The following is a 21,559-nucleotide window of genomic DNA, read 5'->3' as shown; positions in this document are numbered from 1 at the left end:
CGATGAATACGCGGCAGCAGGATAGCGACGGTGATCGACCGGACGGGCATGCGGGCTTCAGGGGCGCGGCGGTGGCTGCAACCGGTCGATGGCGGCGGTGAGCGCGTCCATCGAGCAGGTCAGCTTCTCCATGAGCGCGACGAGTTCGGGCGGCTGGGGATCACCGGTGCCGGGGCGATCCAGAGTGGAGATGTCCAGGTCGGAGAGGTCCAGGTCGGCCAGCGGGTCCGTGTCCGGCAGGGCGTTCCGGCCCATCCGGGCCTCGACCGCCTCCGGCTCGTAGATCTCCTCGACCAGGCGCAGGTACAGCTCGTTGGGGTTGGGCACGTCCGCGACCACGCGCAGCGCGTTGCGCCGGCTCGCCGACTCCAGCTGGAACGAGCCGTAGTGCAGCATCCGGCCGAGCGGCGACTGCACGTACCGCACGTCGACCACCCGGGTCAGCGGCATCATCGCCACGGTACGGCGGACGACGCCCGCGGTGATCATCATGCGCCGGTTGGTGATCACGAACCGGCCCAGGTGCCAGTCGCACCACCGGTGCGCCAGCAGCGTCACGGTCACCAGGCCCATCGCGGCGGCGCACCACCACTGGTAGCGGTCGCGGACGTAGATGGCGATCAGCCACTGCAGCAGCCCGCCGTAGACCAGGATCACGAGTGTGCCGCGGACCGGGTTGACCCAGTGCCGCTTCCACTCGCCACGGTAGCGCTCGGTCGGGAAGAGGTAGCGCGCCACCACCGCGGTCGGCTCGTCCTCCAGCAGCATCGGGGAGCGCTCGGCCGAGGCCAGCACCTCCTCCGCGGAGGGGCCGCCGGACTCGCCGGAGATCAGCCGCCGGGCGCGGGTGGCCAGCGACGCGGCGGCCAGGTTGGCGCCGGTGGCGAGCTTGAGGAAGCTGCCCGGGCGGGCGTCGATCACCGCCTCCAACTCCTCCGCGCGGATCCGGCCGCGCGGCGTGTCGCCGTAGCGCAGCCGCGCGGACCAGACCGCGAGCCGCCGCCCCAGCCAGGGGGACACGCCGGTGAACTCGTTGACCAGCACGCCGAGCAGCAGCGCCAGCACGATCTCGATGCCGTTCATCGGGCCGCCATCCCGAAGCCGGGCTGCGGCCGCCACCAGCGTGGCCGCTCGGGTTCCGGCAGCGTGGCGTGCTGCCGGGCCGCCTCCACGCCGGCGGCGGAGAGCCGGTAGTAGCGGCGCCGGGCGCGGCGCGTGCCGGACGGCAGCGCCTCCCAGGTGGCGGTGGTCCAGCCCGCGTCCTCCAGCGCGTCGAGCGCGGCGTAGACGGCCGGACCGGGGCGGCGCAGCGACCGCATGATGAGCCAGCCGTGCAGCTCGGAGCCCTCCTGCCACGCTTGGAGCAGGAGGCCGAGCACCTCGGCCATCGTGCGGGTCACGGTCGGCGTGGCCATGTACGGCACGTTACCGCCCGCATGCAAAGGGTGGTGTCACCCGCCGGTGAGCCGCAGGTGCCGGTGTGCGGCCATCCGGACCGGCGCGTTGACCTCGCCGAAGCCGTCGTAGCCGGCGCGCCGCTCGATGATCTCGAAGAACACCCGCCCGCCGTGCACCGGCGTGTAGAAGTGCAGCAGCTCGCCGCCGCGTGCGTCCCGGTCGTAGAGGATGCCGTGCCGCCGCAGCGTGGACACGACCGCGTCGGGCAGCGCGAACCGGGCCGCCAGGTCGGCGTAGTAGTTGTCCGGGATGGTCAGCCGCCGCGGCACGCGCGCGGCCGTGGCCACGATGTCCTCGGTGGCGAACGCGACGTGCTGCGGGTCCGGTACGCCGGGCGCCCACTCGCCGCGGCGCAGCAGCGCGACGGTCAGCGCCAGCCGCACCTCCCGCCCGGCGGTGGCGAGCGCACGCGAGCGCATCAGGCCGAACGGCGCCGCGAACTCCTCCGTGGCGAGCCGGTCCAGCCCGAGCACCGAGTCGTAGAACAGCCCGGCCTCGTCGAAGTGGTCGAACGGCTGCGTCAGGCCGATGTGGTCGGTGACGGTGAGCCCGATGCCGGCGCCGGGGGAGTCGCCGGTCGGCAGGAAGTCGGCGCGCCAGGCCGGGTCCGGCCCGGTCACGAACACCTCGGTGCCGTCCGGCGCGGTGACGGAGGCCAGCGAGGTCTCGCGCGGGCCGTGCTCGCTCACCCGGGCCGGCGCGCGCAGCGCCTCCGCGCGGTGCAGCGCGGCCGCCGGGTCGTCCGTGCCGACCGCGAACGCGCTGATCGCCGCGCCGGGCCGGGTGACCGCGCTGTTCAGCACGACCCGGCAGGCGGACTGCTCCCACAGCTCGACGGGCTTGGTGCGGTGCTGGCCGGTGTGCGTGAATCCGAGGCCGCGCAACGCCTCCCGCAGTCGCGGGCTGCTGCCGCCGTCCACCGCGAACTCGGTGAACGCGTGACCGCGCAGCGCGGGCGCGGGCGGCAGCGGGCGCAGGCCGGCCCGGTCCTCCAGCGCGATCAGCGAGCGCATCGCGTCGACCGCGGTGCGCGCCGGGTCCGCCTGCCGGAAGACGTCGTTGAACACCTCCAGCGAGAGCGGTCCGTCGTACCCACTGGTCAGGATGGTGGTGATCAGGCCGGCCAGGTCGAACGCGCCCTGGCCGGGGAAGAGACGGTGGTGGCGGCTCCACTGGAGCACGTCCATGCGCAGGTGCGGCGCGTCGGCGAGCTGCACGAAGAAGATCTTCCCGGGCGTGATGTCCGCGATCCCGGCCGGGGAGATCTCCCGCGACAGGATGTGGAACGAGTCCAGGCACAGCCCGAGCGCGGGATGGTCGGCCGCGCGCACGACGCGCCACGCGTGGTCCCAGGTGGAGACGTGCCGTCCCCAGGCGAGTGCCTCGTAGGCGATCCTGATCCCCCGGTCGGCGGCGCGGCCGGCCAGCAGCGCGAGCTGTTCCGCCGCGAGCCCGTCGTCGTCCACCGCCGCCGGCGACACGGACGAGCAGACCAGCACGGTGCCGGTGCCGAGCGCCTCCATCACGTCGAACGTGCGCTCCGCGCGCCGGAGATTGGCCTCCAGAAGCTCCGCCGGTACGGCCTCGAAGTCGCGGAACGGCTGGTAGAGGTCGATCGACAGGCCCAGGTCCGCGCACCGGGACCGGATCTCGGCCGGCGACCACGGCGACACCACCAGGTCGTTCTCGAACAGCTCGATCCCGTCGAACCCGGCCGCCGACGCGGCGGTCAACTTGTCGTCCAGCGTCCCGGAGACGCACACCGTCGCGATCGACCGCCGCATGACATGACTCCTAAATGCGTAGATATCCGGTGACCAGGTCGCCGAGCATGGCCCGGTAGTGCGCGCGCCGCTCCGGATCCAGCAGGTCGCGGTCGAACAGCGCGCCGAACGTGTGCCGGTTCGCCACCCGGAAGAAGCAGAACGAACTGATCATCATGTGTACGTCCAGCGCGTCCACGTCCGTGCGGAACACGCCCTCCGCCTGCCCGCGCTCGAGCACCCCGCGCAGCAGGTCCACGGCCGAGCTGTTCAGGTCCACCAGCCGGGCCACGTGCGCGATGTGCTGGGCGTGCTGGGCGTTCTCCACACCGACCAGTTGGATGAACGCGGGGTGCGCCTCGTGGTGGTCGAACGTCACCTCGGCCAGCCGCCGTACCGCGGTGGCGGGGTCGAGGTGTTCGACGTCCACGGCCCGCTCCGCCGCCCGGATCTCCGCGTACGCCCGCTCCAGCACCGCGCGGTAGAGCTGCTCCTTGCCCCCGAAGTAGTAGTAGATCATCCGCTTCGTGGTGCGGGTGCGCGCCGCGATCTCGTCCACCCGCGCGCCGGAGTACCCCCGGTTGGCGAACTCGTCCGTGGCCACGTCGATGATCTCCGCCCGGGTGCGCGCGGCGTCACGGCGTCGTTCCGCCGGTGCCGCCACGGTCATCTTCTCCATCGCTCCAGTCTGCATGTGGGTCTTGACACGGACGAATGTGACCAGGATAACTAACGTACCAGTTCGTACATTCAAGGGAGTCATCGGATGCGGTGTGGACTGATCGGCGCCGGGATCGATGCGTCGTTCTCGCCCGCGCTGCACGAGACCGAGGCCCGCCGGCAGGGCCTCGACCTGAGCTATGAGCTGATCGACGTGGACCGGGCGGGCACCCCGGCCACGCTCGGCCGGCTGCTCGACGACGCCGAACGCGACGGCTTCGCCGGGCTCAACATCACCCATCCGTTCAAGCAGCACGTGGTCGGGCTGCTCGACCGGCTGTCGCCACAGGCACGGGCGATCGGCGCGGTCAACACCGTCGTGTTCCGCGACGGTGAGCGGCACGGGCACAACACCGACGGGTACGGCTTCACCGAGTCGTTCCGCACCGGGCTCCCCGACGTGGCCACCCGCCGCGTCGTGCAGCTCGGCGCGGGCGGTGCCGGTGCCGCCTGCGCGCACGCGCTGCTCGGCCTGGGCGTCGGCCACCTCACCGTGACCGATCCCGACCTGGACCGGCGCGGACTGCTCGCCGAGACGCTCAGCCTGCACTTCGACACCGACCGCATCGCGGTGGCGGATCCGACCGACCTGCCCGCCGCGATCGAGACGGCCGACGGCCTGGTCAACGCCAGCCCCGTCGGCATGCACCGGCACCCGGGACTGCCGTTGCCGGCGGAGCTGCTGCACCCCGGCCTCTGGGTCGCCGACATCGTCTACATGCCGGTCCACACGCCCCTGCTGCGCGCCGCCCGCGCGGCCGGCCTGCGCACGCTCGGCGGCACCGCCATGTGCGCGTACCAGGCCGCCGCCGCGTTCCGGCTGTTCACCGGGCGCACCCCCGATATCGCGCGGATGCTGCGCCACCTGGATCTTCTGCTCTCCTAGGAGTGCGACATGACTGACCTACCCGCTCCCGTACCGTTGCGGCGGATGATCGGCCCCGGCGTCGTCGCGGTCGGCATCGGCATGGCCGCCGGTGAGATCATCCTCTGGCCCTACCTGACCGTGCTCGGCGGCCTCGGCCTGCTCTGGCTCGCCATCACCACGCTGCTCGTCCAGTTCGTCATCAACATGGAGATCGAGCGGTACACGCTGGCCACTGGGCAGACCGTGGTCGCCGGCTTCTCCCGCTGGTGGAAGGGCTGGGGTGTGATCATCTGCCTGGCCGGCGCGTTCCAGTACGTCTGGCCCGGCTGGGCGACCAGCGGCTCCACCGTGTTCACCTACCTGATCGGCGGCGGCGACCCGGTGTGGATCACCGTGCTGGTGCTGGTGCTGGTCGGCGTGCTGCTGTCCGTGTCCCGCGTCGTCTACACCACGGTCGAGCGGGTGGAGACCGTCAAGGTCGCGCTCACGCTGTTCTTCCTGCTGGTCGTGGCGGTGTTCGTCATCTCGCTGTCCACCTGGGGCTCCGGCGCCCGGGCCGCGGTGGTCGAGTTCGGCCGCATCCCACCGGAGATCACATTCGTGATGCTGCTCAGCGCGATCGGCGCGGCCGGGGCCGGCGGCGTGCACAACCTGGTGCTGAGCAACTGGATCCGGGACAAGCGGTACGGGATGGGCGCGCACGTGCCGCGGCTGATCTCGCCGATCACCGGGCGCTCGGAACCGGCCGGCGCGGACCGGTTCGAGCTCGCGGAGTCCTCCGCCAACCTGGAGCGCTGGCGGGTCTGGTGGCGGCGGGCGAACGTGGAGCACCTGGTCACGTTCGTGGCCGTCTGCCTGCTCACCATCACGATCATGAGCCTGCTGGCGTACGAGACGCTGGCCGGACGCGGCGACCTGAAGAACGACCCGTCGTTCCTGCGCATCGAGGGCGACGTGCTCGCCGGCCGGGTCGGCGTCTGGCTGAAGCTGCTGTTCTTCGCGATCGCCGCGGTCTCGCTCTGGGCCGCCGCCATGGGCCTGCTGGACGTCATCGGCCGGCTCGCCGCCGACTTCGTCCGCCGCTCCTACCTGCCGGGATCGGCCCGCTGGACCGAGCCCCGCCTCTACCTGCTGGTCGTCTGGACCGAGATCGTGCTCGGCTCGATCATCCTGCTGGCCGGCTTCACCCAGCCGCTCGGCCTGCTCATCGTCTCCACCTGCGCCGCGTCCGTGGTCACGCTGCTCTACTCGATCCTGCTGGTCCGCCTCAACATCCGGGACCTGCCCGCCGCGGTGCGCATGCGCGGCTGGCGCCTCGGCGGCATGGTCGTCGCGATCGGCTTCTACGGCTTCTTCGCGCTCGCCATGGTCGTCACCCAGCTTCAGCGGCTCTAAATATCAGGCCAGCCTCCTAGGATGGCGTACGCGGTGTGCCGGCGGTTGACACCCTAAGGCACACGGCGTACGCCTGAGGGTTATGACGACCGTGGATGAACCGCGCGCCTATCCGGCAGCGATCCCCGAACGGCTCGATCCCGACCCGCAGCTCGCCGAGCTGCGCAACCAGCCGATGATCCGCGTCCGGCTGCCCTACGGCGAGCCGGCCTGGCTCGCCACCCGCTACGACGATGTCAAGATCGTGCTCGGCGACCCGCGCTTCAGCCGGGCCGCCGCGACGGGCCGCGACGAGCCACGCCTGCGCCCGCTGATCCCGCCGCCCGGCAACATCATGTCGCTGGACCCGCCGGAGCACAGCCGACTCCGCCGCCTGGTGACCAAGGCCTTCACGGTACGGCGCATCGAGCGGCTCCGGCCGCGCGTACAGCGGCTGGCGGACGGCCTGATCGACGACATGCTCGTGGCCGGCGGGCCGGCCGACCTGGTGGAGGCGTTCGCGCTGCCGCTGCCGGTCGCGGTGATCTGCGAACTGCTCGGCGTGCCGTTCGAGGACCGGGGCGAGTTCCGGTACTGGTCCGACGCTTTCCTGTCCACCACGCGGTACACGCCCGAGGAGGTCGGCGCGTGCGCGCTGGCCATGCGTGAGTACACGGCCGGGCTCATCGCGCGGCGCCGCGCCGAACCGCGCGAGGACCTGATCACCGCGCTGGTCCAGGCGCGCGACGAGCAGGACCGGCTCTCCGAGGACGAGATGCTCTCGCTCATCCAGGCGATCCTGGTCGCCGGCCACGAGACCACCGCGTCACAGATCCCGAACTTCGTCTACGTACTGCTCAACCACCCGGCCCAACTGTCCGCGCTGGACGACGTGCCGCGCGCGGTGGAGGAGCTGATGCGCTTCGTGCCGCTCGGCCTCGGCGCCGGCATCCCACGCTACGCGACCGAGGACGTCGAGCTCGGCGGCGTCCTGGTCCGCGCGGGCGAGCCGGTGCTGCCCGCCGTCACCTCGGCCAACCGCGACGAGTCCGTCTTCACCGACCCGGCCCGGCTGGACCTGCGCCGCGAGGAGGCGTCCCACGTCGGCTTCGGCCACGGCGCCCACCACTGCCTGGGCGCGCCGCTGGCCCGGATGGAGCTGCAGGTCGCGATCGGCATGCTCTTCGGCCGCCTGCCCGGCCTCCGCCTGTCCGACGGCGAGGCCGGCATCGACTGGAAGACGGGCCTCTCCACCCGCGGCCCCGAACGCATGATGATCACCTGGGACTGACCCGCCACCGACCCCGCCGCACCCGGCGGGGTCCTGTCGCGCCGGGTCCAGCCGCCTCGCGCCTGGATCGACGCGGCGCGGCGGGGGGAGGGCGTCAGGATGCGGCAGGGGTCGTGCGCCGGCGGGAGAACCGGAACGCGACCGCTCCGCCCGCGACGAGCACCACCGCCCCGATCGCCACCAGCGCGACCACCCCCGTCGGCGGCCCACCGGCCGCCGGGGGAGCGGCCGTGGAGGCCGGATCGGTGACCTCCGGGGCCGCGCTCGGGACGCCGGAGCCGACCGTGAACGCGTACGACCCCTGCACCGGATGCCCGTCCTTGGACACCACCCGGTACGCCACCGTGTACACCCCGTGCGCCGGCGCACCCGCGAGCGTGACCGTCGCCGTGGCGCCGTCCACCACCGGATCGGACACCGCCACCCGCGCCTTCGCCGCGTCCGAGACGATGACCTGGGTGTACACCGGATTCAGCGATTCCGCGAAGGTCAGCGCGATCTGCGCCGGTGCCGCCTCCAGCCGTGCCCCCTCCGCGGGCGTGGACGAGGTGAGCCGGTTGTGCGCGTACGCCGGCGCGGCCGGAACCAGCACCGCCACCGCGACCGCGAGCGCCGCCACCACGACCCGGCGCATCACGCGAGCACCCCCTGCCCGACCCAGCCGCCCTCCGCAGCGCCCGGCGGGACCGAGAACACGGCCGACCCGATCGGCGTGATCCACTCGTTGAGCAGGTCCTTCTCCGCCAGCCGCCGCTGGATCGGGAGGTACTGCCGCACGATGTCCGCCTGGTACGACGCGAAGATCAGTCCACAGTCCGCGGTCCCGTCCGCGGCCGGCGCGTCGTCGTAGTTGTACGGCCGGCGCACGATTTTGAGCCGGTCGTCGGTCTGCCGCGCGCGGGTGACGTGCGCGAAGTCCGGCATGACCGGGAACCCGGTGGCGTCCAGCCTCGCGAAGTCCGGCTCGTCCAGCTCGGTGACGCCGGTCAGCGGCGCGCCGCTGTCGAGCTTCCGGCCGACCGCGTTCTCCTTGTCGGCACGGCCGAGCAGGTCCCACGATTCCAGTTCGGCGCGGATACGTCGCACCACCAGCTGGGTGGAGCCGTCCTCACGCCAGACCGCGGTGCCGAACGAGGCGGTGCCGGGCGCCGGGTTCGCGGTGCCGTCGAGCTGGCCGAGCAGGTTGCGCTGGGTACGGACGGACGCCTCCGTGCCGGCGCTGCGCCGGAAGCCGCGCTGCACCCATCGGACGGTCGCGAACGGGCGGCTGTCCTTGATCAGCATGCGTTGCGCGTGGGCGACCGTGATCGAGTCGTCCGCGCAGATCTGGATCAGCAGGTCGCCGCCGTTCCAGCGCTCCTCCAGCCTGTCTATCTGCGGGAACGCGGGCAGCGCCGCGACCGGGGAGGGCAGCCCGGCCGCCGCGTACAGCCCGGGCCCGAAGCCGAACGTGACGGTCAGCCGCGCCGGGACCACGGCCAGCTCGGCCTCCGTGTCGGCCAGCGGCGCCTCGCCCCGGGTCAGCCGCGCCGCGTCGTCGCTGAGCAGCCGCATCATCCGGCCGAGCGCGGCCCGGTCGGTGCCGGGCCGCAGCGTGAACGCGACGAACGCGGCGTGCGCCTGCGGCACGGTCTCCACCCCGGCCTGCCGCGCGCCGTGGAACGGCTCGATCGCCTGGCCGAAGTCGACCAGGTCCGGTGCCGGCGGCGGTGCGGGCGCGGGCTCCGGTCGCAGCGCGGTGACGACCGCGCCGCCCGCGACGGCGCCGCCGAGAGCGGCGGCACCGCCGGTGAACAGCCCGCGCCGGCTGAGCTGCGGACCGGTCACGAATGCGCCCCGGCGGACATGGACGGCATGGCGCTGCCGTGCGCGCCGGGCGCGTACGACTCCTGGGCGCCGGTGAACGGCTTGCCGATCGCGGTGAACCGGGTCGTGCTGCCGTCGCCGAGCGTCAGCGTCACCACGATCTCGTCGCCGGCCTGCACCGGCGTGGTGAGGCCCATCATCATGATGTGGTCGCCGCCGGGCTGGAGCACGTGCTCGCCGCCGGCCGGGATGGTGAAGCCGCCCTGCTTGGGCTGCATCTGCATGGCGCCGTTGACCATGGTGGTCTCGTGCAGCTCCATCATCGGCGAGACCTCGGTGGCCGCGGAGACCACGGTGACGTCCGTGCTGCCGCCGTTGACCAGCGTGCCGAACGCGGCGGTCATGCCGGTGTCCGCCGCCTTGATCCACGGGTCCCGGACGGTCAGCCCGGCCGGCGTGCTCGCGGCGGTGGCGCTCGATGACGGTGCGGCCGCGTTGCCGTCGTTCGCGCACGCGGTGAGACCGCCCAGCGCCAGTGCCAGCACCAGTCCGGCACCGAAACGCGAGGTCCTACCCATCTGCTGTCCTCCTCGTTGATCCTTCGGCGAGTTGGTCGGCGTGACGGGGTGATCGGTTCCCGCTGTCTCAGCGGGATGACCGCCGGACCGGTGACGCACGAAGCGGCATCCGGCGAGCCGGACTCCGTACGTCCGCGGCAGCGACCGTGAACCGCCCGGTCGGCCGGGTCACCGCGACGGCCGCACGGGATGTCGCCGTTCACGATCCGTCGCAGCGTCGCGCGGCCTGCGACGGTGATCCGGCCGACCGGCCTGAACGGCGCTCTAACGGTCGTCTCAGGATCGCTCGGTATGACCGGGGGATCGCCGGGCGACGCGGGGCTCGGCCCGGTCGGCCCGGCCGAACGCGTCACGCGTGACGGCGGCACGTCGGCGCCGGCCCGTACCGGACGGCCGCGCCCCCGGAGAGGCAGCCATTCATGATCTCTGTGTTCGTGGCGGATGCCCAGCCGCTACAGCGCTTGGGCCTGCGCGTGCTGCTGGAGAACACCCTCGAAACCGAGATCGTCGGCGAGGCCGAGACCGGCGCCGAGACCGTTCGCCGGATCACCGAGCTGCGTCCCGACGTGGTGCTGATGGACATCCGTATGCCGGGCGTCGACGGGATCGAGACCACCCGGCGCATCGTCGCCACCAGTGGGCGTTCGCGGGTCCTGGTGCTGACGGCGTCCGACTCGGACCGGCACGCGTTCGCCGCGCTGCGGGCCGGGGCGAGCGGTCTCCTGCACAAGGACGTCCGCCCGGAGGAGCTGCTCGCCGGCATCCGGGCCGTCGCCGCCGGGGACGCGGTGATTGCCCCGGCGCTGACCCGGCGGCTGCTCGACGCGGTCGCCGACCGGCTCGACGATGACCTCTGCGAGCCCGGACCGCAGGATCACCGGCTGGACTTCCTGACCGACCGCGAGCGCGAGATCCTCGTCGCCATCGGCCACGGCCTCACCAACGGCGAGATCGCGCAACGGTTCACGCTGTCGGAGTCGACGGTGAAGACCCACGTCGGGCGGGTCCTCGCCAAGATCGGCGCACGGGACCGGATTCAGGCCGTCATCTTCGCCTACGACCTGCGACTCACCCGGCCGGCGCCGCACCGCGCGCGTTCCCCGCGGGCGCAGGCGTGGTTCCCGGCCACACCGCCGCGGGCCGAGCCGCTGCACCGCCCGTGATCGACCCCTTGTCAGGACTCGCGGGGGGAGACCGTCATGATGCCCGAACACATCTCGTCGCTGGTGCCGTCGCCCCACGTCACGTAGCGCGGCGGGAGCCTCTTGAGCTGCGGCACCTGTTTGCGCAGCCCCGCGTCGTGCGTGCACGTCACCCGCAGTACGTCTCCCGGGCCGATGTCCACCGGCGTCGGCAGTGGCATCAACCGCTGGTTGTCGAAGTCGAACCGCGGCACGTCGAGCACGACCTCGGCCTTCGGCGTGCCCGGGTTGAGCTCGACCGTGATGGAGCGCCCGAGCATGTGCATGTGGCCGAACCCGGCGAACAGCGTCGCCGGCTCCTCCACCTGCTCGTCGCAGCTCTGGGTGTTACCGGGCCTCGGCGTACCCTGGCTGCACTCCTCCACCTGACGGTCCGCCATCCCGCCGACGTCCTCCCCGAACCGCTTCGTCGTGTCCGCGATCGAGGCCGCCCGATCGCAGAGCGGACCGGACTCGTCGGGGGCGCAGGGCAGTTCGGTCGGCGCGTCGATGGACCACGTGACGAGTTCCCGGGTCTGGGGCGTGCCGTCCGTCAGCCGCAGCCGTACCGCCGAGCGGTCCGACCCGGCCGGCTTGCCGTCGGTCGCGAGCAGGTTGTAGTGGATCTGGAGGATGATCAGGCTGCCCGGCTCCAGCCGGTAGCCGGCGTCGTGGTTGAGCAGCGCCTCCGTGGCGCCCGGCGCCCAGGTGTCCACCCAGGTGGCATCCCCCTCCTCGTTCTCGGCGCCGGGCACGCCGGTTCCGCCGAAACACTGCCAGCCGGGACCGGGGGTCTTCGCGTCGTGCTCGCGCACCGCGGCGGCGCCGCCCGGCGGCACCACGTACACGATGGCGTGGTGCGCCATGGTGACGTTCTCGGGGGTGAATTGGGTGCCGGTCAGGAACGCCGCCTCGGTCAGGCCCGGATCGATCACCTGGCACCGGTACTCGTCCGAGCCGCCTCCCTCCGGCGGCGCGGGCGTGTAGGCCTCCGCCATCCTCAGGTCGAGGAACCGTTCGCCGGCGCGCAGCGGCTGCGGTGGAGCCGACGACCCGCCCGCGTGCGCGCTGTGCGAGTCGGCCGCGGTGGGCGCCGGCCTGCTGCCGGTGTCCGGCCCGCAGGCGGCGACGGCCAGCACCGCCGCCAGCGGCATGGTGCCCGTCGCGAGCCTCCACAGTGGGCTATCACATTCCGTCATAGCTCGAAAGCTAGGCCCGATTCCGTCCGGTTTCGTCGTACCGCGGTCGTCATTCTCGGCTGAGCGGCGGTACCGCGGTACCACTCCGGAGCGCCGGCCGGCACCCGCGGGGAAGTCGTGGCGCGCTGCCCGCCCCAACCGGACTGACCAGCGGATTAACGGTCGTCTCAGGTTCGCTCGGTACGACATCAGCCGCAGATGAGCGACGCAACTCGTATGTAGGAGGCTATTGATGGCAGTCAACGCAGGACCGTCCGGCGAGGCGCCGGTCGGTCGGTTGGCCGGCCGGTGGGTGCCGTGGTTGGTGATCGGCCTGTGGGTGGCGCTGGCGGCGGTCATGGTGCCGTTGAGCGGACAATTGAGCTCCGTCACCACGGACAAAGCCGTGGACACCCTGCCGGCGAGCGCCGAGTCCACCAAGGTCGCGATGCTGGAGGACACTCTCCCCGGCGGTGAGGACCATACGTTCGTCTTCGTGTACCACCGCGCCGGCGGGCTGACCGACGCCGACCGCGCCACGGTCCAGCGCCACTACGACACCCTCGCCACGCGGTACCCGCCGAAGGCGGCGGCCCCCGAGGAGGACGAGGGCCCGGCGACGAGGCCCTCCGCCGACGGCAAGGCGATGCTGTTCACCCTCGACGTGAGCACGACCTACGGCGGACCGGAGGCCATCGTCGGCCCGTTGCGTGACGCCGCGAAGGACCGCCCCGCCGGCCTGGACCTGGACGTGACCGGCCCGGCCGCGATCGACGGCGACATGGACGCCGTCTTCGACGGCATCGACCTACAGGTCTTCCTCACCACCGTCATCGTCGTCACGATCCTGCTCATCCTCACCTATCGCAGCCCGGTGTTGTGGTTCATCCCGCTGGTGGTGGTCGGCGTGGCCGCACTGACCGCGATGGCGACCGTCTACCTGCTCGTCAAGGGCTTCGGCATCGTGATCAACGACCAGAATTCGGCGCTGCTGACGATCCTGGTGTTCGGCGTCGGCACGGACTACGCGCTGTTGCTCATCGCCCGATATCGGGAGACCCTGCACCACCACGAGAATGTCCGGGTCGCGATGGTGCACGCGCTGCGCAGCGCGGCGCCGGCCATCGCCGCGTCCGCGGCCACCGTGGTCGCCGGCCTGCTCTGCCTGCTCGTCGCGGACCTGAACAGCACCAGCGGACTGGGCCCGATCGGTGCGGCCGGCATCCTGTGCGCGCTGGCGGCCATGCTGACGCTGTTCCCGGCGGTGCTCGTGGTGCTCGGCCGGCGGATCTTCTGGCCGGCCATCCCGCGGTTCAGCACGGCCGTGACGGAGAAGCCGGGGCTGTGGGGACGACTCGGTGCCATGATCGGCCGCCGCCGGTGGGTGGCGACGATCGGCTCCCTCGGAGTCCTCGGCGTGCTGGCCATCGGGCTGACCGGCAACACCGGCGCCCTGCGGGAGCAGGACCAGTTCCTGTCCCCGCCGGAGTCGGTCACCGGGTTCACCGTTCTCCGCCAGCACTTCCCGGAGCTGGGCGGCCAGCCGATGACGGTCTTCACCCGGCCGGCGTACCAGGACCGGGTGCTCGAGGTCGTCAAGAACACCCGCGGTGTGGCCGAGGCCGTCCCGGGTCAGACCACCGGTGGCTGGACCGACATCTCCGTGTACCCGACGGACGCACCGGACACCGCCGCGGAGTACGACACGATCACGCGGGTACGCGCCGCCGTGCACGCGGTGAGCGGGGCGGAGGCGATCGTCGGCGGGCCGAGTGCGGAGAACCTCGACACCGCGGCGACCACCAGCCGCGACGAGAGGCTGGTGATCCCGCTGGTGCTCGCCGTCGTCCTGATCGTGCTCGGGCTGCTGCTGCGCGCGATCGTGGCCCCGCTGGTCCTGATGGCCACCGTGATCGTCTCATTCGCCGCGGCCTTCGGCGGCAGCGTCTTCGTCTTCGACACGATCCTCGGGTTCAAGGGCATCGACTACTCGGTGCCGCTGCTGGCGTTCCTGTTCCTGGTGGCGCTCGGCGTCGACTACAACATCTTCCTGGCCAGCCGGGCCCGGGAGGAGACCGTGCGGCTCGGCACCGGGGCGGGCATGCTCAAGGCGCTGTCCGCCACCGGTGGCGTCATCACCTCGGCCGGCGTGGTCCTGGCGGCCACGTTCGCGGTCCTCACCACGCTTCCGCTGGTGATGCTGATCGAGGTCGGCTTCCTGGTCGCCTTCGGCGTGCTGCTCGACGCGCTGTTGGTGCGGTCGGTCCTGGTCCCGGCCCTCACCCTGCTGATCGGCCGGCGGATCTGGTGGCCGAGCCGGCTGTCCCGGCCGACGGCGGAACCGCCGGCCGGGCCCCAGCCGCTCACCGGCGACGAGGAGCTCGCGCTGCACCGGTGAGCGCGGCGGCACCAACGAGATCCGGGACGGGCGCCCAGCCCGTCCCGGGTCCTTTTCCCGAGTCCGGCGGCCGCCGCCCGCCGGCCCGCGCCGCGCCCCGACGGCGGGCCAGCGGGACCCGCGCCCTGGGGAACGGGCCAGCCGGGACCCGCGCCCTGGGGAACGGGCCAGCCGGGACACGTGCCCAGGGGGCGGGTCAGCGGACCGCGGGGTCCTCCCCGGCGGTGAACCGCGCGATCGGGGCGGGCGGGGACGCGGCCGGAAGCTCGACCCGCAGCAGCGCGCCACCGCGTGCGGAGCGGGCGACGGCGACCCGGCCGCCGTGGGCGTCGACGACCCGCCGCACGATCGACAGCCCCAGACCGGACCCGGGCAACGCCCGGGCACTCTCGGCACGGTAGAACCGGTCGAACACCCGCGGTACGTCGGCGACGTCGATGCCCGGCCCGGCGTCGTCGACCTCGAGCACCGCCGACCGACCCTCGGCACGGAGCCGGACCTGGACCGGCTGCTCCGCGGGGGACCACTTGCCGGCGTTGTCGATGAGGTTGAGCACCGCCCGTTGCAGCGCGGCGGGGCGCCCGCTCACCCACACGGAGTTCGCGTCGACCGCGACCTCGATGCCGGGCTTGCGGGAGCGCGCCCGGGTCACGGCGGCCACCACCACGTCGGCGAAGTCGAGCAACTCGGTGTTCTCGTCGCTGATGTCACCGCGTGCCAGGTCGGTCAGCTCGGCGGCGAGGGTGCTCAACTCGGCCACCTGAGCGCCCAGATCGTTGAGCAGCCGGGTCCGGCTCTCCGCCGGCAGCGCGCTGTTCAGGGTGCCGCGCCGATCGAGCCGGATCAGCAGCTCGACGTTGAGGCGCAGGCTGGTGAGCGGGGTCTTGAGCTCGTGAGCGGCGTCCTCGGCGAGCAGCCGCTGAGCCTGCCGGGATTCCCGGAGCGCGGCGAGCATGTCGTTGATCGACTGGACCAGCCGCCGGATCTCCCCACCGCCCTCGTCCGGAATGGCGGCGTCGAGATCCCGGGTCTGCGCGACCCGCACCGCGGCGGCGGTCAGCCGGTCGATCGGTGCCAGCCCGGCCCGCGCCACGGCGCGTCCGACAAGCGCGCCCCCGGCCACGCAGAGCAGCCCGAGCACCAGCATGCCGAACCCGAGCTGATTGATCGGGCCGTCGTCGGCGAGGCGGGCCACCTGGACCGCGCCGTCACCCGCCCGCAGCGTGTAGACGAGGTAACCCTCGTCGTCGCCGTCCCTGGACTCCATCAGGTCGGCCGACACGCCCTGCGCCACCCGCCCGGCGGCCTCGCTGACCGGGGGCAGCGCGGGTTGGCCGGCCGGGGTCCGGGTCGAGCCGTCGGCCAGGATGACCCGCACCAGCCGGCCGGATCCGGGATAGGGCGGTAGCTGGACCCGCGCCAGACCGGCGCGCTCCGCGTCCGCGGCCAGGACCCGGGAGTCGGCGCGAAGCTGGTTCTCCGCGGCGTCCCGCAACTCCCCGCCCAGCAGCTCGGTGGCCACCTGGAAGGACACGAACACGCTGGCCGCGATGGCCGTCGCCGCGATCACCGTCATCCTGGTCCGCAGCGACCGCCGGCGCCACCACCGGGTGAACCGGCGCGGTCCCCGGCCGGTGGACCGGCTCACGGAGGAGTCTCCCGCAACGTGTATCCCAGGCCGCGCAGCGTGTAGATCAACCGCGGCTCGCCCTCGGCCTCCAGCTTGCGGCGCAGGTAGCTCACGTACACCTGGAGGTTGTTGGCGGTGGTGCTCATGTCGAAGCCCCAGATCGCCTCGAACAGCACGTCGCGGGGCAACACCCGGGTCGCGTTGCGCACCAGAACCTCCAGCAGGGAGAACTCGGTCCGGGTCAGGCGCAGCGGCCGCCCGCCACGCCACGCCTCGAACCGGTCCGGATCCAGCCGGACGTCGGCGAACGACAGGACCTGCGACTCCCCGCCGGCCGGCGTGCGCCGACGCAGCAGCGCCCGCACCCGGGCCAGCAACTCCTCCGTGGCGAACGGCTTGGGCAGGTAGTCGTCGGCACCCGCATCCAGCCCCGCGACCCGGTCGGAGACCTGATCCCGGGCGGTCAGCATCAGCACCGGCAGATCCCGGCCCGCCGCCCGCAACCGCCGGCAGGTCTCCAACCCGCCGAGACGGGGCATCATCACGTCCAGGATCAACAGATCCAGCGTGTCACCGCCCACCCCGTCGACCTCGTCGAGCACGGCGAGACCGTTGGCGACCGTACTGGTGTCGTACCCCTCGACCTGGAGCACCCGCTCCAGCGACTCACGGATGGCCGCCTCGTCATCCGCGATGATGATCCGCACCTCGGCCCCCTCCAATCGATGCCTTTACCGCTCATCGTCCCCGCTCAACCTGAGGCCAGGATTAGAGTGCCGGCGCTCAGATCAGTCCGCGGGACATGGCGGTGGTGACCGCGGCCGTACGGTCGGAGACGTCCAGCTTCGCGAACGTGCGCAGCAGGTGCGTCTTCACGGTCGCCTCGCTGATGTGCAGGTGGCGGCCGATCTCCGCGTTCGTGTGGCCGCGCGCGACCAGCCGCAGCACCTCCAGTTCGCGCGCGGTGAGCGTCGGCGCGGCGGGCTGGCGCACCTGCCGGACCAGCCGGCCCGCGACGGCCGGGGCCAGCACGGTCTCGCCGCGGCCGGCGGCGCGGATCGCGTCGGTCAGCTCCGCGCGGCTGGCGTCCTTGAGCAGGTAACCGGACGCGCCCGCCTCGACCGCGCGCAGGATGTCCGCGTCCGTGTCGTACGTGGTCAGCACCACCACGCGAACCTGGGGCAGCTCGGACAGGATCAGCCCGGTGGCGGTGGCGCCGTCCACGCCGGGCATCCGCAGGTCCATCAGCACCACGTCCGGGCGCAGCGCGCGGGCCGCGGTGACCGCCTCCAGGCCGGAGCCGGCCTCGCCGACCACGTCCAGGTCCGGCTCGGCGCCGAGCATGCCGCGCAGCCCGTCGCGTACCACCGGGTGGTCGTCGACCAGCAGGATTTTGATCATGACGGTACGTCCAGTTCGATCGTGGTTCCGGCCCCCGGTGCGGAGGTGACGGTGAGGCGGGCGCCGATCTGCTCCGCGCGGGCCCGCATGCCGCGCAGTCCGTACCCGCCGGTGTCCTGACGGACGTTGAAGCCCACCCCGTCGTCGCTGATGGTCAGCCGGGTGCCGGCCAGGTCGACGGTGACCGTGCTCGCGCCGGCGTGCCGCCGCACGTTGGTCAGCGCCTCCTGCGCGGTCCGCACGATCACCACCTCCACCGCGGTCGGGAAGTCGCCCGCCTCGACCGTGCAGGTCGCCCCGTGCGCGGCGGCCAGCCGGGTGAGCACCTCGGCCAGCGGGCGGCCGTGCAGCTCGGCCGGGGCCAGCACGGTCACCATCGCGCGCGCCTCGGCCAGGTTTTCCCGCGCGGTACGCAGCACCAGCGCCAGGTGCCGGTCGGCCGCGGCCCGATCCGTGTCCAGTTCGGACTCGATCGCCTGGGCGAGCGTGACGATGCTGGTGAACCCCTGCGCCAGCGTGTCGTGGATCTCCGCGGCCAGCCGGGCCCGTTCCGCGGCCACGCCCGCGTCGTGCGACAGCGCCGCGACCCGTGCGCGGCTGGCCTCCAGCTCCTCGATCAGCCGGGCCCGTTCCGCGCTCTCCCGGGAGATCCGCCCGATGGTGGTGCCGATCAGCACGGAGAAGGTCAGCCCGATCGCGGCTATCGGCGCGTCGAGCCGGAACTCCTCCCAGCCGCCGCCGCGCGCCAGCCCGATCGGCACCGGCGCCAGGTTCAGCACCGCGGCCGCGACCAGCGCCGGGCGCATCGGCAGGCACAGGAACGGCATGGACGCGACCGCGAACAGCGCGAACGTGCTCATCTCCTGCGCCCACACCGCGATCACGAACAGCACGGTCACGCACGCCATGAAGGCGGCGTTCCCGGCCGGCGCCTCCTCCTCGCGGCGCGGCGCGGTGCGCCGGCCCCAGAACAGCCAGGCGGCCGCGATCAGCGCGATCGCGGCCGCGGCGGTCACCCGGGCGGCCGGCGACACCTCCTGGTTGCGCGCGACCGCCACGGTCACCACGGTCAGGCAGATCAGCAGGTACGCGTCCCACGGCCACAGCCAGCGCCTCATCGCGTGCGGCGGTCCGTCCACCGGAACGTCGCCAGGCACAGCACCAGGCCCAGCAGGCACCAGGCGGTCAGCACCAGCGCGATCCTGCCGTGCTCCCACGAGCCCGCCACCTCCTGCGCGGCCAGCGAGTCCGGCAGGAACACCGACCGGAATCCCTGGCCCATCCACTTCACCGGGAACCACGACGCCACGGTCAGCATCGCATCCGGCAGCGCGGTGATGTGCACGAAGATCCCGGAGACGAACTGCAGCGCGAGGACCGGCAGGTTCATCACCGCCGGCGCGCTGCGCGCGGACCGGGCCAGGGTGCTGGCGGCGATGCCGAGCAGCGTGCACGCGACCACGGACAGTGCCATCAGCCAGCCGAACGTCACCCAGCGCCCCGTGTCGCTGGGCAGGTCGAGGCCGAACAGCAGCACCGCGGTCGCGAGCATGAGGGCGACGGACCCGGCCGTCGTCACCGCCACCAGCACGATCTTTCCGATGAGGTACGCCCCGGCGGTCGCCGGCGTGCCGCGCAGGCGCTTCAGCGTCCCGTCCTCGCGGTCGGCGGCGATGCCGATGCCGACGCTGATGAACGCGGTCGAGAGGATGCCGTACGCGACCATCCCGGCCGCGAACACCTGGCTGACCCGGGTGCCGGGCGCGCCGTCCAGCGGCTCGTCGAAGATGTAGCCGAGCAGCACCAGGATCAGCGTGGGCAGCGCGAACGTGAACACCACGGCGTCCCGCTCGCGGAAGTAGGCGCGCACCTCGGCCGCGCCCCGGGACAGCCCGATCCGCAGCGTCGAGGGCAGCGTCGCGGCCGGGCCGCGCACGGTGGTCGTCGTCATCGGTTGTCTCCGATCAGTTCCAGGTAGACGTCCTCCAGGCTGCGCGGCTGGACGCGCAGGTCGGTCACGGCCGTGGCCCGGCCGGAGAGCGTGGACAGCAGCGGCATCGGCTCGTCCGTCACCACGCGGTGCGGGCCGTCGCCGTCCCGCCAGCTCACGATCGAGTCCGCGGTCCGGCCGCCGATCGTGCGCGGCGTGCCCTCGGCCACGATCCGGCCGCCGGACAGCACCGCCAGCCGGCCCGCGAGCGCCTCCACCTCGTCCAGGTAGTGGCTGGTCAGCACGATCGTGGTGCCGTCCGCGGCGAGGTCGCGGATCAGCGACCAGAAGTCCCGGCGGGCCTCCGGGTCGAACCCGGTGGTCGGCTCGTCCAGGAACAGCAGCTCGGGGTCGCCGACGATGCCGAGCGCCACGTCGACGCGCCGGCGCTGCCCGCCGGAGAGCGTGCGCAGCCGCGCGCCCGCCTTCCCGGCCAGGCCGCAGCGTTCGATGACCGTGTCCGGGTCGCGTGGGCGCGGGTAGAAGCGGGCCACGTGCCGGACGTACTCGCGGACGGTCAGCTCGCCGCCGTCCTGCGCGCCCTGCGGCACGATCCCGAGCCGGGAGCGCCAGCGGCGGCCGGCCCGGCCCGGGTCCTCGCCGAGCACGCGCACCTGGCCGCCGTCACGCCGGCGGTAGCCCTCCAGGATCTCGACCGTGGTGGTCTTGCCCGCGCCGTTCGGGCCGAGCAGGCCGAACACCTCGCCGCGCTCGACCGTCAGCGCGATGCCGTCGACGGCGGTGTACCCGCCGTACCGTTTGATCAGGTCTCGCACCTCGATGACTGCCATGCACTCGATTCTTCGAGGTCACGACGGCGCGAGGGACGACCGGTGGACGGAATCCGGTTGTCCACCGGTCGGTGGACACGCGTTACGCGGCCGGCTTCACCCGGCTCAGCCAGCGGGCGGCCTCCGCGGCGGGCAGCTCCTCCGCGGTCACGGACGGGACCATCAGCGGGTACGGCCGGCCGGTGCTCCAGGTGCGCCGGTACGGCGGCGGGTCCAGCACCACCACGCGCGCGCCGTCGTAGACCGGGATGTCCGCGGGACGGCCCTCGTTCCAGATCCAGGTGCCCTCGCCGTCGACCAGGTTCACCCGGCCGATCATGCCGCCCTCCGGCTCCAGCTCCGGCCCGTCCGTGGCGGCCGCGATCTCCTCCTCGGACGGCCGCTCGCCGGGCAGCCCGCGGTCGCCGCCCATCAGCGCGGCGGTGAGCAGCGTGTGCAGCTGGAAGTTGTCGCCGATCCCGCTGATCGTGACCTCGAAGCCGCGCCCGGACTCGCGGTGCAGCACGATCAGCGGCGCGTCGTCGAGGACCAGCAGCAGCCCGTGCAGCCAGCCGGCCGTTTCGAGGTGGTCGCGGGTGGCCTCGACTGCCGCGGTCAGCCGGTCGCGCTGCGGCAGCGCGGCCCGCACGTCGCGGCGCTGCGCCAGGTAGAGCACCGGCTGCACCCAGTGCTCGCCGGTGAACCACGCCTCGACCAGCGCCTGACCCTCCACGTCGGACAGCCCGTGCGCGTCCGCGCCCTCGACGAACCGCTCGATCGTGGCCGGGATCCGCTCGTGGTCGTCCGGGGCGGGCACCTCGCCGTACGCCTTCTCGTGCAGCACGCGGAACCGGGCCGCGGCCTCCAGCGCCTCGCACGCGCGGTCGACCAGCACGGGCAGCACCAGGTCCGGCGTGCCGCCGAAGTCGACCATGCTGCCGGTCAGCTGCGCCAGGTGCCCGCCGACGCCGATCGGCAGCCGCTCCAGCACCGGCGCGAGCCGGGTCAGCGCGGTTGCCACCTCGTCCGGCCGGGACCGCGGCGTGGCCCGCGCCAGCTCCTGCATCGCCTCACCGAAGGCCTCGCGGTCGAACGCCTCCAGGGCGGCGATGACGGCGTCGGTGGAAGTGTCGAGTCCCCGATCCTGCATGGC

General features: G+C 72.9%; 20 protein-coding genes. 5 read left to right on the top strand and 15 right to left on the bottom strand.

Features of this window, described 5'->3' with window-relative positions; genetic code table 11:
• Positions 1-57: 57 nt before the first annotated feature.
• From J2S41_RS17435 to J2S41_RS17420, 4 genes are read right to left on the bottom strand one after another with little or no spacing between them, the layout of a single operon-like run.
• Positions 58-1,083: a PH domain-containing protein gene (locus J2S41_RS17435; protein ID WP_310368932.1), complete on the bottom strand. Its 1,026-nt coding sequence runs from the start codon at positions 1,081-1,083 to the stop codon at positions 58-60.
• On the bottom strand, positions 1,080-1,415 hold the full coding sequence (locus J2S41_RS17430; protein ID WP_310368931.1) for a hypothetical protein: 336 nt from the start codon (positions 1,413-1,415) through the stop codon (positions 1,080-1,082). Before J2S41_RS17430 ends, J2S41_RS17435 begins: the two co-directional genes overlap by 4 nt.
• Before the next feature lie 36 nt (positions 1,416-1,451).
• Entirely contained in the window at positions 1,452-3,242 is a 1,791-nt protein-coding gene (locus J2S41_RS17425) for a bifunctional sugar phosphate isomerase/epimerase/4-hydroxyphenylpyruvate dioxygenase family protein (RefSeq protein WP_310368930.1), read from the bottom strand.
• 10 nt (positions 3,243-3,252) lie between these two features.
• On the bottom strand, positions 3,253-3,900 hold the full coding sequence (locus tag J2S41_RS17420) for a TetR/AcrR family transcriptional regulator (RefSeq protein ID WP_310368929.1): 648 nt from the start codon (positions 3,898-3,900) through the stop codon (positions 3,253-3,255).
• Positions 3,901-3,987: 87 nt separating this feature from the next.
• Here J2S41_RS17420 and J2S41_RS17415 point away from each other — a divergent pair, with 87 nt between their 5' ends.
• The 3 genes from J2S41_RS17415 (at position 3,988) to J2S41_RS17405 (ending at position 7,474) form a co-directional block, all read left to right on the top strand.
• Positions 3,988-4,827: a shikimate dehydrogenase gene (locus J2S41_RS17415; protein ID WP_310368928.1), complete on the top strand. Its 840-nt coding sequence runs from the start codon at positions 3,988-3,990 to the stop codon at positions 4,825-4,827.
• A gap of 9 nt (positions 4,828-4,836) precedes the next feature.
• Positions 4,837-6,204 (top strand): Nramp family divalent metal transporter, encoded by a 1,368-nt coding sequence (locus J2S41_RS17410; protein ID WP_310368927.1) that lies wholly within the window; start codon positions 4,837-4,839, stop codon positions 6,202-6,204.
• 82 nt (positions 6,205-6,286) lie between these two features.
• A complete protein-coding gene (locus J2S41_RS17405) occupies positions 6,287-7,474 on the top strand; it encodes a cytochrome P450 (RefSeq protein WP_310368926.1) in 1,188 nt (395 codons plus the stop codon).
• A gap of 94 nt (positions 7,475-7,568) precedes the next feature.
• Here J2S41_RS17405 and J2S41_RS17400 read toward each other — a convergent pair whose 3' ends face one another.
• The 3 genes from J2S41_RS17400 to J2S41_RS17390 are packed head-to-tail and all read right to left on the bottom strand — an operon-like array spanning position 7,569 to position 9,858.
• Positions 7,569-8,108, bottom strand: a complete 540-nt coding sequence (locus J2S41_RS17400; RefSeq protein WP_310376398.1) for a copper resistance CopC family protein — start codon at positions 8,106-8,108, stop codon at positions 7,569-7,571.
• The gene (locus J2S41_RS17395; RefSeq protein WP_310368925.1) at positions 8,108-9,301 is read right to left on the bottom strand and encodes a Dyp-type peroxidase; all 1,194 of its coding nucleotides are present in this window, start codon (positions 9,299-9,301) and stop codon (positions 8,108-8,110) included. The genes J2S41_RS17400 and J2S41_RS17395 overlap by 1 nt, the downstream gene beginning before the upstream one ends.
• A complete protein-coding gene (locus J2S41_RS17390; protein ID WP_310368924.1) occupies positions 9,298-9,858 on the bottom strand; it encodes a copper chaperone PCu(A)C in 561 nt (186 codons plus the stop codon). The genes J2S41_RS17395 and J2S41_RS17390 overlap by 4 nt, the downstream gene beginning before the upstream one ends.
• A 419-nt stretch (positions 9,859-10,277) precedes the next feature.
• Here J2S41_RS17390 and J2S41_RS17385 point away from each other — a divergent pair, with 419 nt between their 5' ends.
• On the top strand, positions 10,278-11,021 hold the full coding sequence (locus tag J2S41_RS17385) for a response regulator (protein WP_310368923.1): 744 nt from the start codon (positions 10,278-10,280) through the stop codon (positions 11,019-11,021).
• Positions 11,022-11,032: 11 nt separating this feature from the next.
• Here J2S41_RS17385 and J2S41_RS17380 read toward each other — a convergent pair whose 3' ends face one another.
• Positions 11,033-12,238, bottom strand: a complete 1,206-nt coding sequence (locus J2S41_RS17380; protein ID WP_310368922.1) for a monooxygenase — start codon at positions 12,236-12,238, stop codon at positions 11,033-11,035.
• 232 nt (positions 12,239-12,470) lie between these two features.
• On the opposite strand from J2S41_RS17380, the gene J2S41_RS17375 reads away from it, so the two are divergent.
• The gene (locus tag J2S41_RS17375) at positions 12,471-14,615 is read left to right on the top strand and encodes an MMPL family transporter (RefSeq protein WP_310368921.1); all 2,145 of its coding nucleotides are present in this window, start codon (positions 12,471-12,473) and stop codon (positions 14,613-14,615) included.
• Between the two features lie 196 nt (positions 14,616-14,811).
• On the opposite strand, the gene J2S41_RS17370 is transcribed toward J2S41_RS17375, so the two are convergent.
• The 7 genes from J2S41_RS17370 to J2S41_RS17340 form a co-directional block, all read right to left on the bottom strand.
• A complete protein-coding gene (locus J2S41_RS17370) occupies positions 14,812-16,263 on the bottom strand; it encodes a HAMP domain-containing sensor histidine kinase (RefSeq protein WP_310368920.1) in 1,452 nt (483 codons plus the stop codon).
• The gene (locus J2S41_RS17365; RefSeq protein WP_310368919.1) at positions 16,260-16,952 is read right to left on the bottom strand and encodes a response regulator transcription factor; all 693 of its coding nucleotides are present in this window, start codon (positions 16,950-16,952) and stop codon (positions 16,260-16,262) included. The genes J2S41_RS17370 and J2S41_RS17365 overlap by 4 nt, the downstream gene beginning before the upstream one ends.
• Positions 16,953-17,028: 76 nt before the next feature.
• Positions 17,029-17,646 carry a response regulator gene (locus tag J2S41_RS17360; RefSeq protein WP_310368918.1) on the bottom strand — a complete coding sequence of 206 codons (618 nt, stop codon included), beginning with the start codon at positions 17,644-17,646 and terminating at the stop codon, positions 17,029-17,031.
• A complete protein-coding gene (locus J2S41_RS17355; RefSeq protein ID WP_310368917.1) occupies positions 17,643-18,764 on the bottom strand; it encodes a sensor histidine kinase in 1,122 nt (373 codons plus the stop codon). Before J2S41_RS17355 ends, J2S41_RS17360 begins: the two co-directional genes overlap by 4 nt.
• Positions 18,761-19,597 carry an ABC transporter permease gene (locus J2S41_RS17350; protein WP_310368916.1) on the bottom strand — a complete coding sequence of 279 codons (837 nt, stop codon included), beginning with the start codon at positions 19,595-19,597 and terminating at the stop codon, positions 18,761-18,763. Before J2S41_RS17350 ends, J2S41_RS17355 begins: the two co-directional genes overlap by 4 nt.
• Entirely contained in the window at positions 19,594-20,427 is an 834-nt protein-coding gene (locus J2S41_RS17345) for an ABC transporter ATP-binding protein (protein ID WP_310368915.1), read from the bottom strand. The genes J2S41_RS17350 and J2S41_RS17345 overlap by 4 nt, the downstream gene beginning before the upstream one ends.
• Before the next feature lie 82 nt (positions 20,428-20,509).
• Entirely contained in the window at positions 20,510-21,556 is a 1,047-nt protein-coding gene (locus tag J2S41_RS17340) for a hypothetical protein (protein WP_310368914.1), read from the bottom strand.
• Positions 21,557-21,559: the final 3 nt, after the last annotated feature.

It is taken from the genome of Catenuloplanes atrovinosus, assembly GCF_031458235.1.
In the GTDB taxonomy this organism is placed as follows: domain Bacteria; phylum Actinomycetota; class Actinomycetes; order Mycobacteriales; family Micromonosporaceae; genus Catenuloplanes; species Catenuloplanes atrovinosus.
The sequence above is the reverse complement of the archived record's forward strand: the minus strand, read 5'-3'. Positions and strand labels throughout refer to the sequence as shown.

Bases quoted from the DNA above. Each gene is read 5' to 3' on its own strand.
- J2S41_RS17435 (WP_310368932.1), bottom strand. From the start codon at position 1,083: ATGAACGGCATCGAGATCGTGCTGGCGCTGCTGCTCGGCGTGCTGGTC.
- J2S41_RS17430 (WP_310368931.1), bottom strand. From the start codon at position 1,415: ATGGCCACGCCGACCGTGACCCGCACGATGGCCGAGGTGCTCGGCCTC.
- J2S41_RS17425 (WP_310368930.1), bottom strand. From the start codon at position 3,242: ATGCGGCGGTCGATCGCGACGGTGTGCGTCTCCGGGACGCTGGACGAC.
- J2S41_RS17420 (WP_310368929.1), bottom strand. From the start codon at position 3,900: ATGGAGAAGATGACCGTGGCGGCACCGGCGGAACGACGCCGTGACGCC.
- J2S41_RS17415 (WP_310368928.1), top strand. From the start codon at position 3,988: ATGCGGTGTGGACTGATCGGCGCCGGGATCGATGCGTCGTTCTCGCCC.
- J2S41_RS17410 (WP_310368927.1), top strand. From the start codon at position 4,837: ATGACTGACCTACCCGCTCCCGTACCGTTGCGGCGGATGATCGGCCCC.
- J2S41_RS17405 (WP_310368926.1), top strand. From the start codon at position 6,287: ATGACGACCGTGGATGAACCGCGCGCCTATCCGGCAGCGATCCCCGAA.
- J2S41_RS17400 (WP_310376398.1), bottom strand. From the start codon at position 8,108: ATGCGCCGGGTCGTGGTGGCGGCGCTCGCGGTCGCGGTGGCGGTGCTG.
- J2S41_RS17390 (WP_310368924.1), bottom strand. From the start codon at position 9,858: ATGGGTAGGACCTCGCGTTTCGGTGCCGGACTGGTGCTGGCACTGGCG.
- J2S41_RS17385 (WP_310368923.1), top strand. From the start codon at position 10,278: ATGATCTCTGTGTTCGTGGCGGATGCCCAGCCGCTACAGCGCTTGGGC.
- J2S41_RS17380 (WP_310368922.1), bottom strand. From the start codon at position 12,238: ATGACGGAATGTGATAGCCCACTGTGGAGGCTCGCGACGGGCACCATG.
- J2S41_RS17375 (WP_310368921.1), top strand. From the start codon at position 12,471: ATGGCAGTCAACGCAGGACCGTCCGGCGAGGCGCCGGTCGGTCGGTTG.
- J2S41_RS17360 (WP_310368918.1), bottom strand. From the start codon at position 17,646: ATGATCAAAATCCTGCTGGTCGACGACCACCCGGTGGTACGCGACGGG.
- J2S41_RS17355 (WP_310368917.1), bottom strand. From the start codon at position 18,764: ATGAGGCGCTGGCTGTGGCCGTGGGACGCGTACCTGCTGATCTGCCTG.
- J2S41_RS17350 (WP_310368916.1), bottom strand. From the start codon at position 19,597: ATGACGACGACCACCGTGCGCGGCCCGGCCGCGACGCTGCCCTCGACG.
- J2S41_RS17345 (WP_310368915.1), bottom strand. From the start codon at position 20,427: ATGGCAGTCATCGAGGTGCGAGACCTGATCAAACGGTACGGCGGGTAC.
- J2S41_RS17340 (WP_310368914.1), bottom strand. From the start codon at position 21,556: ATGCAGGATCGGGGACTCGACACTTCCACCGACGCCGTCATCGCCGCC.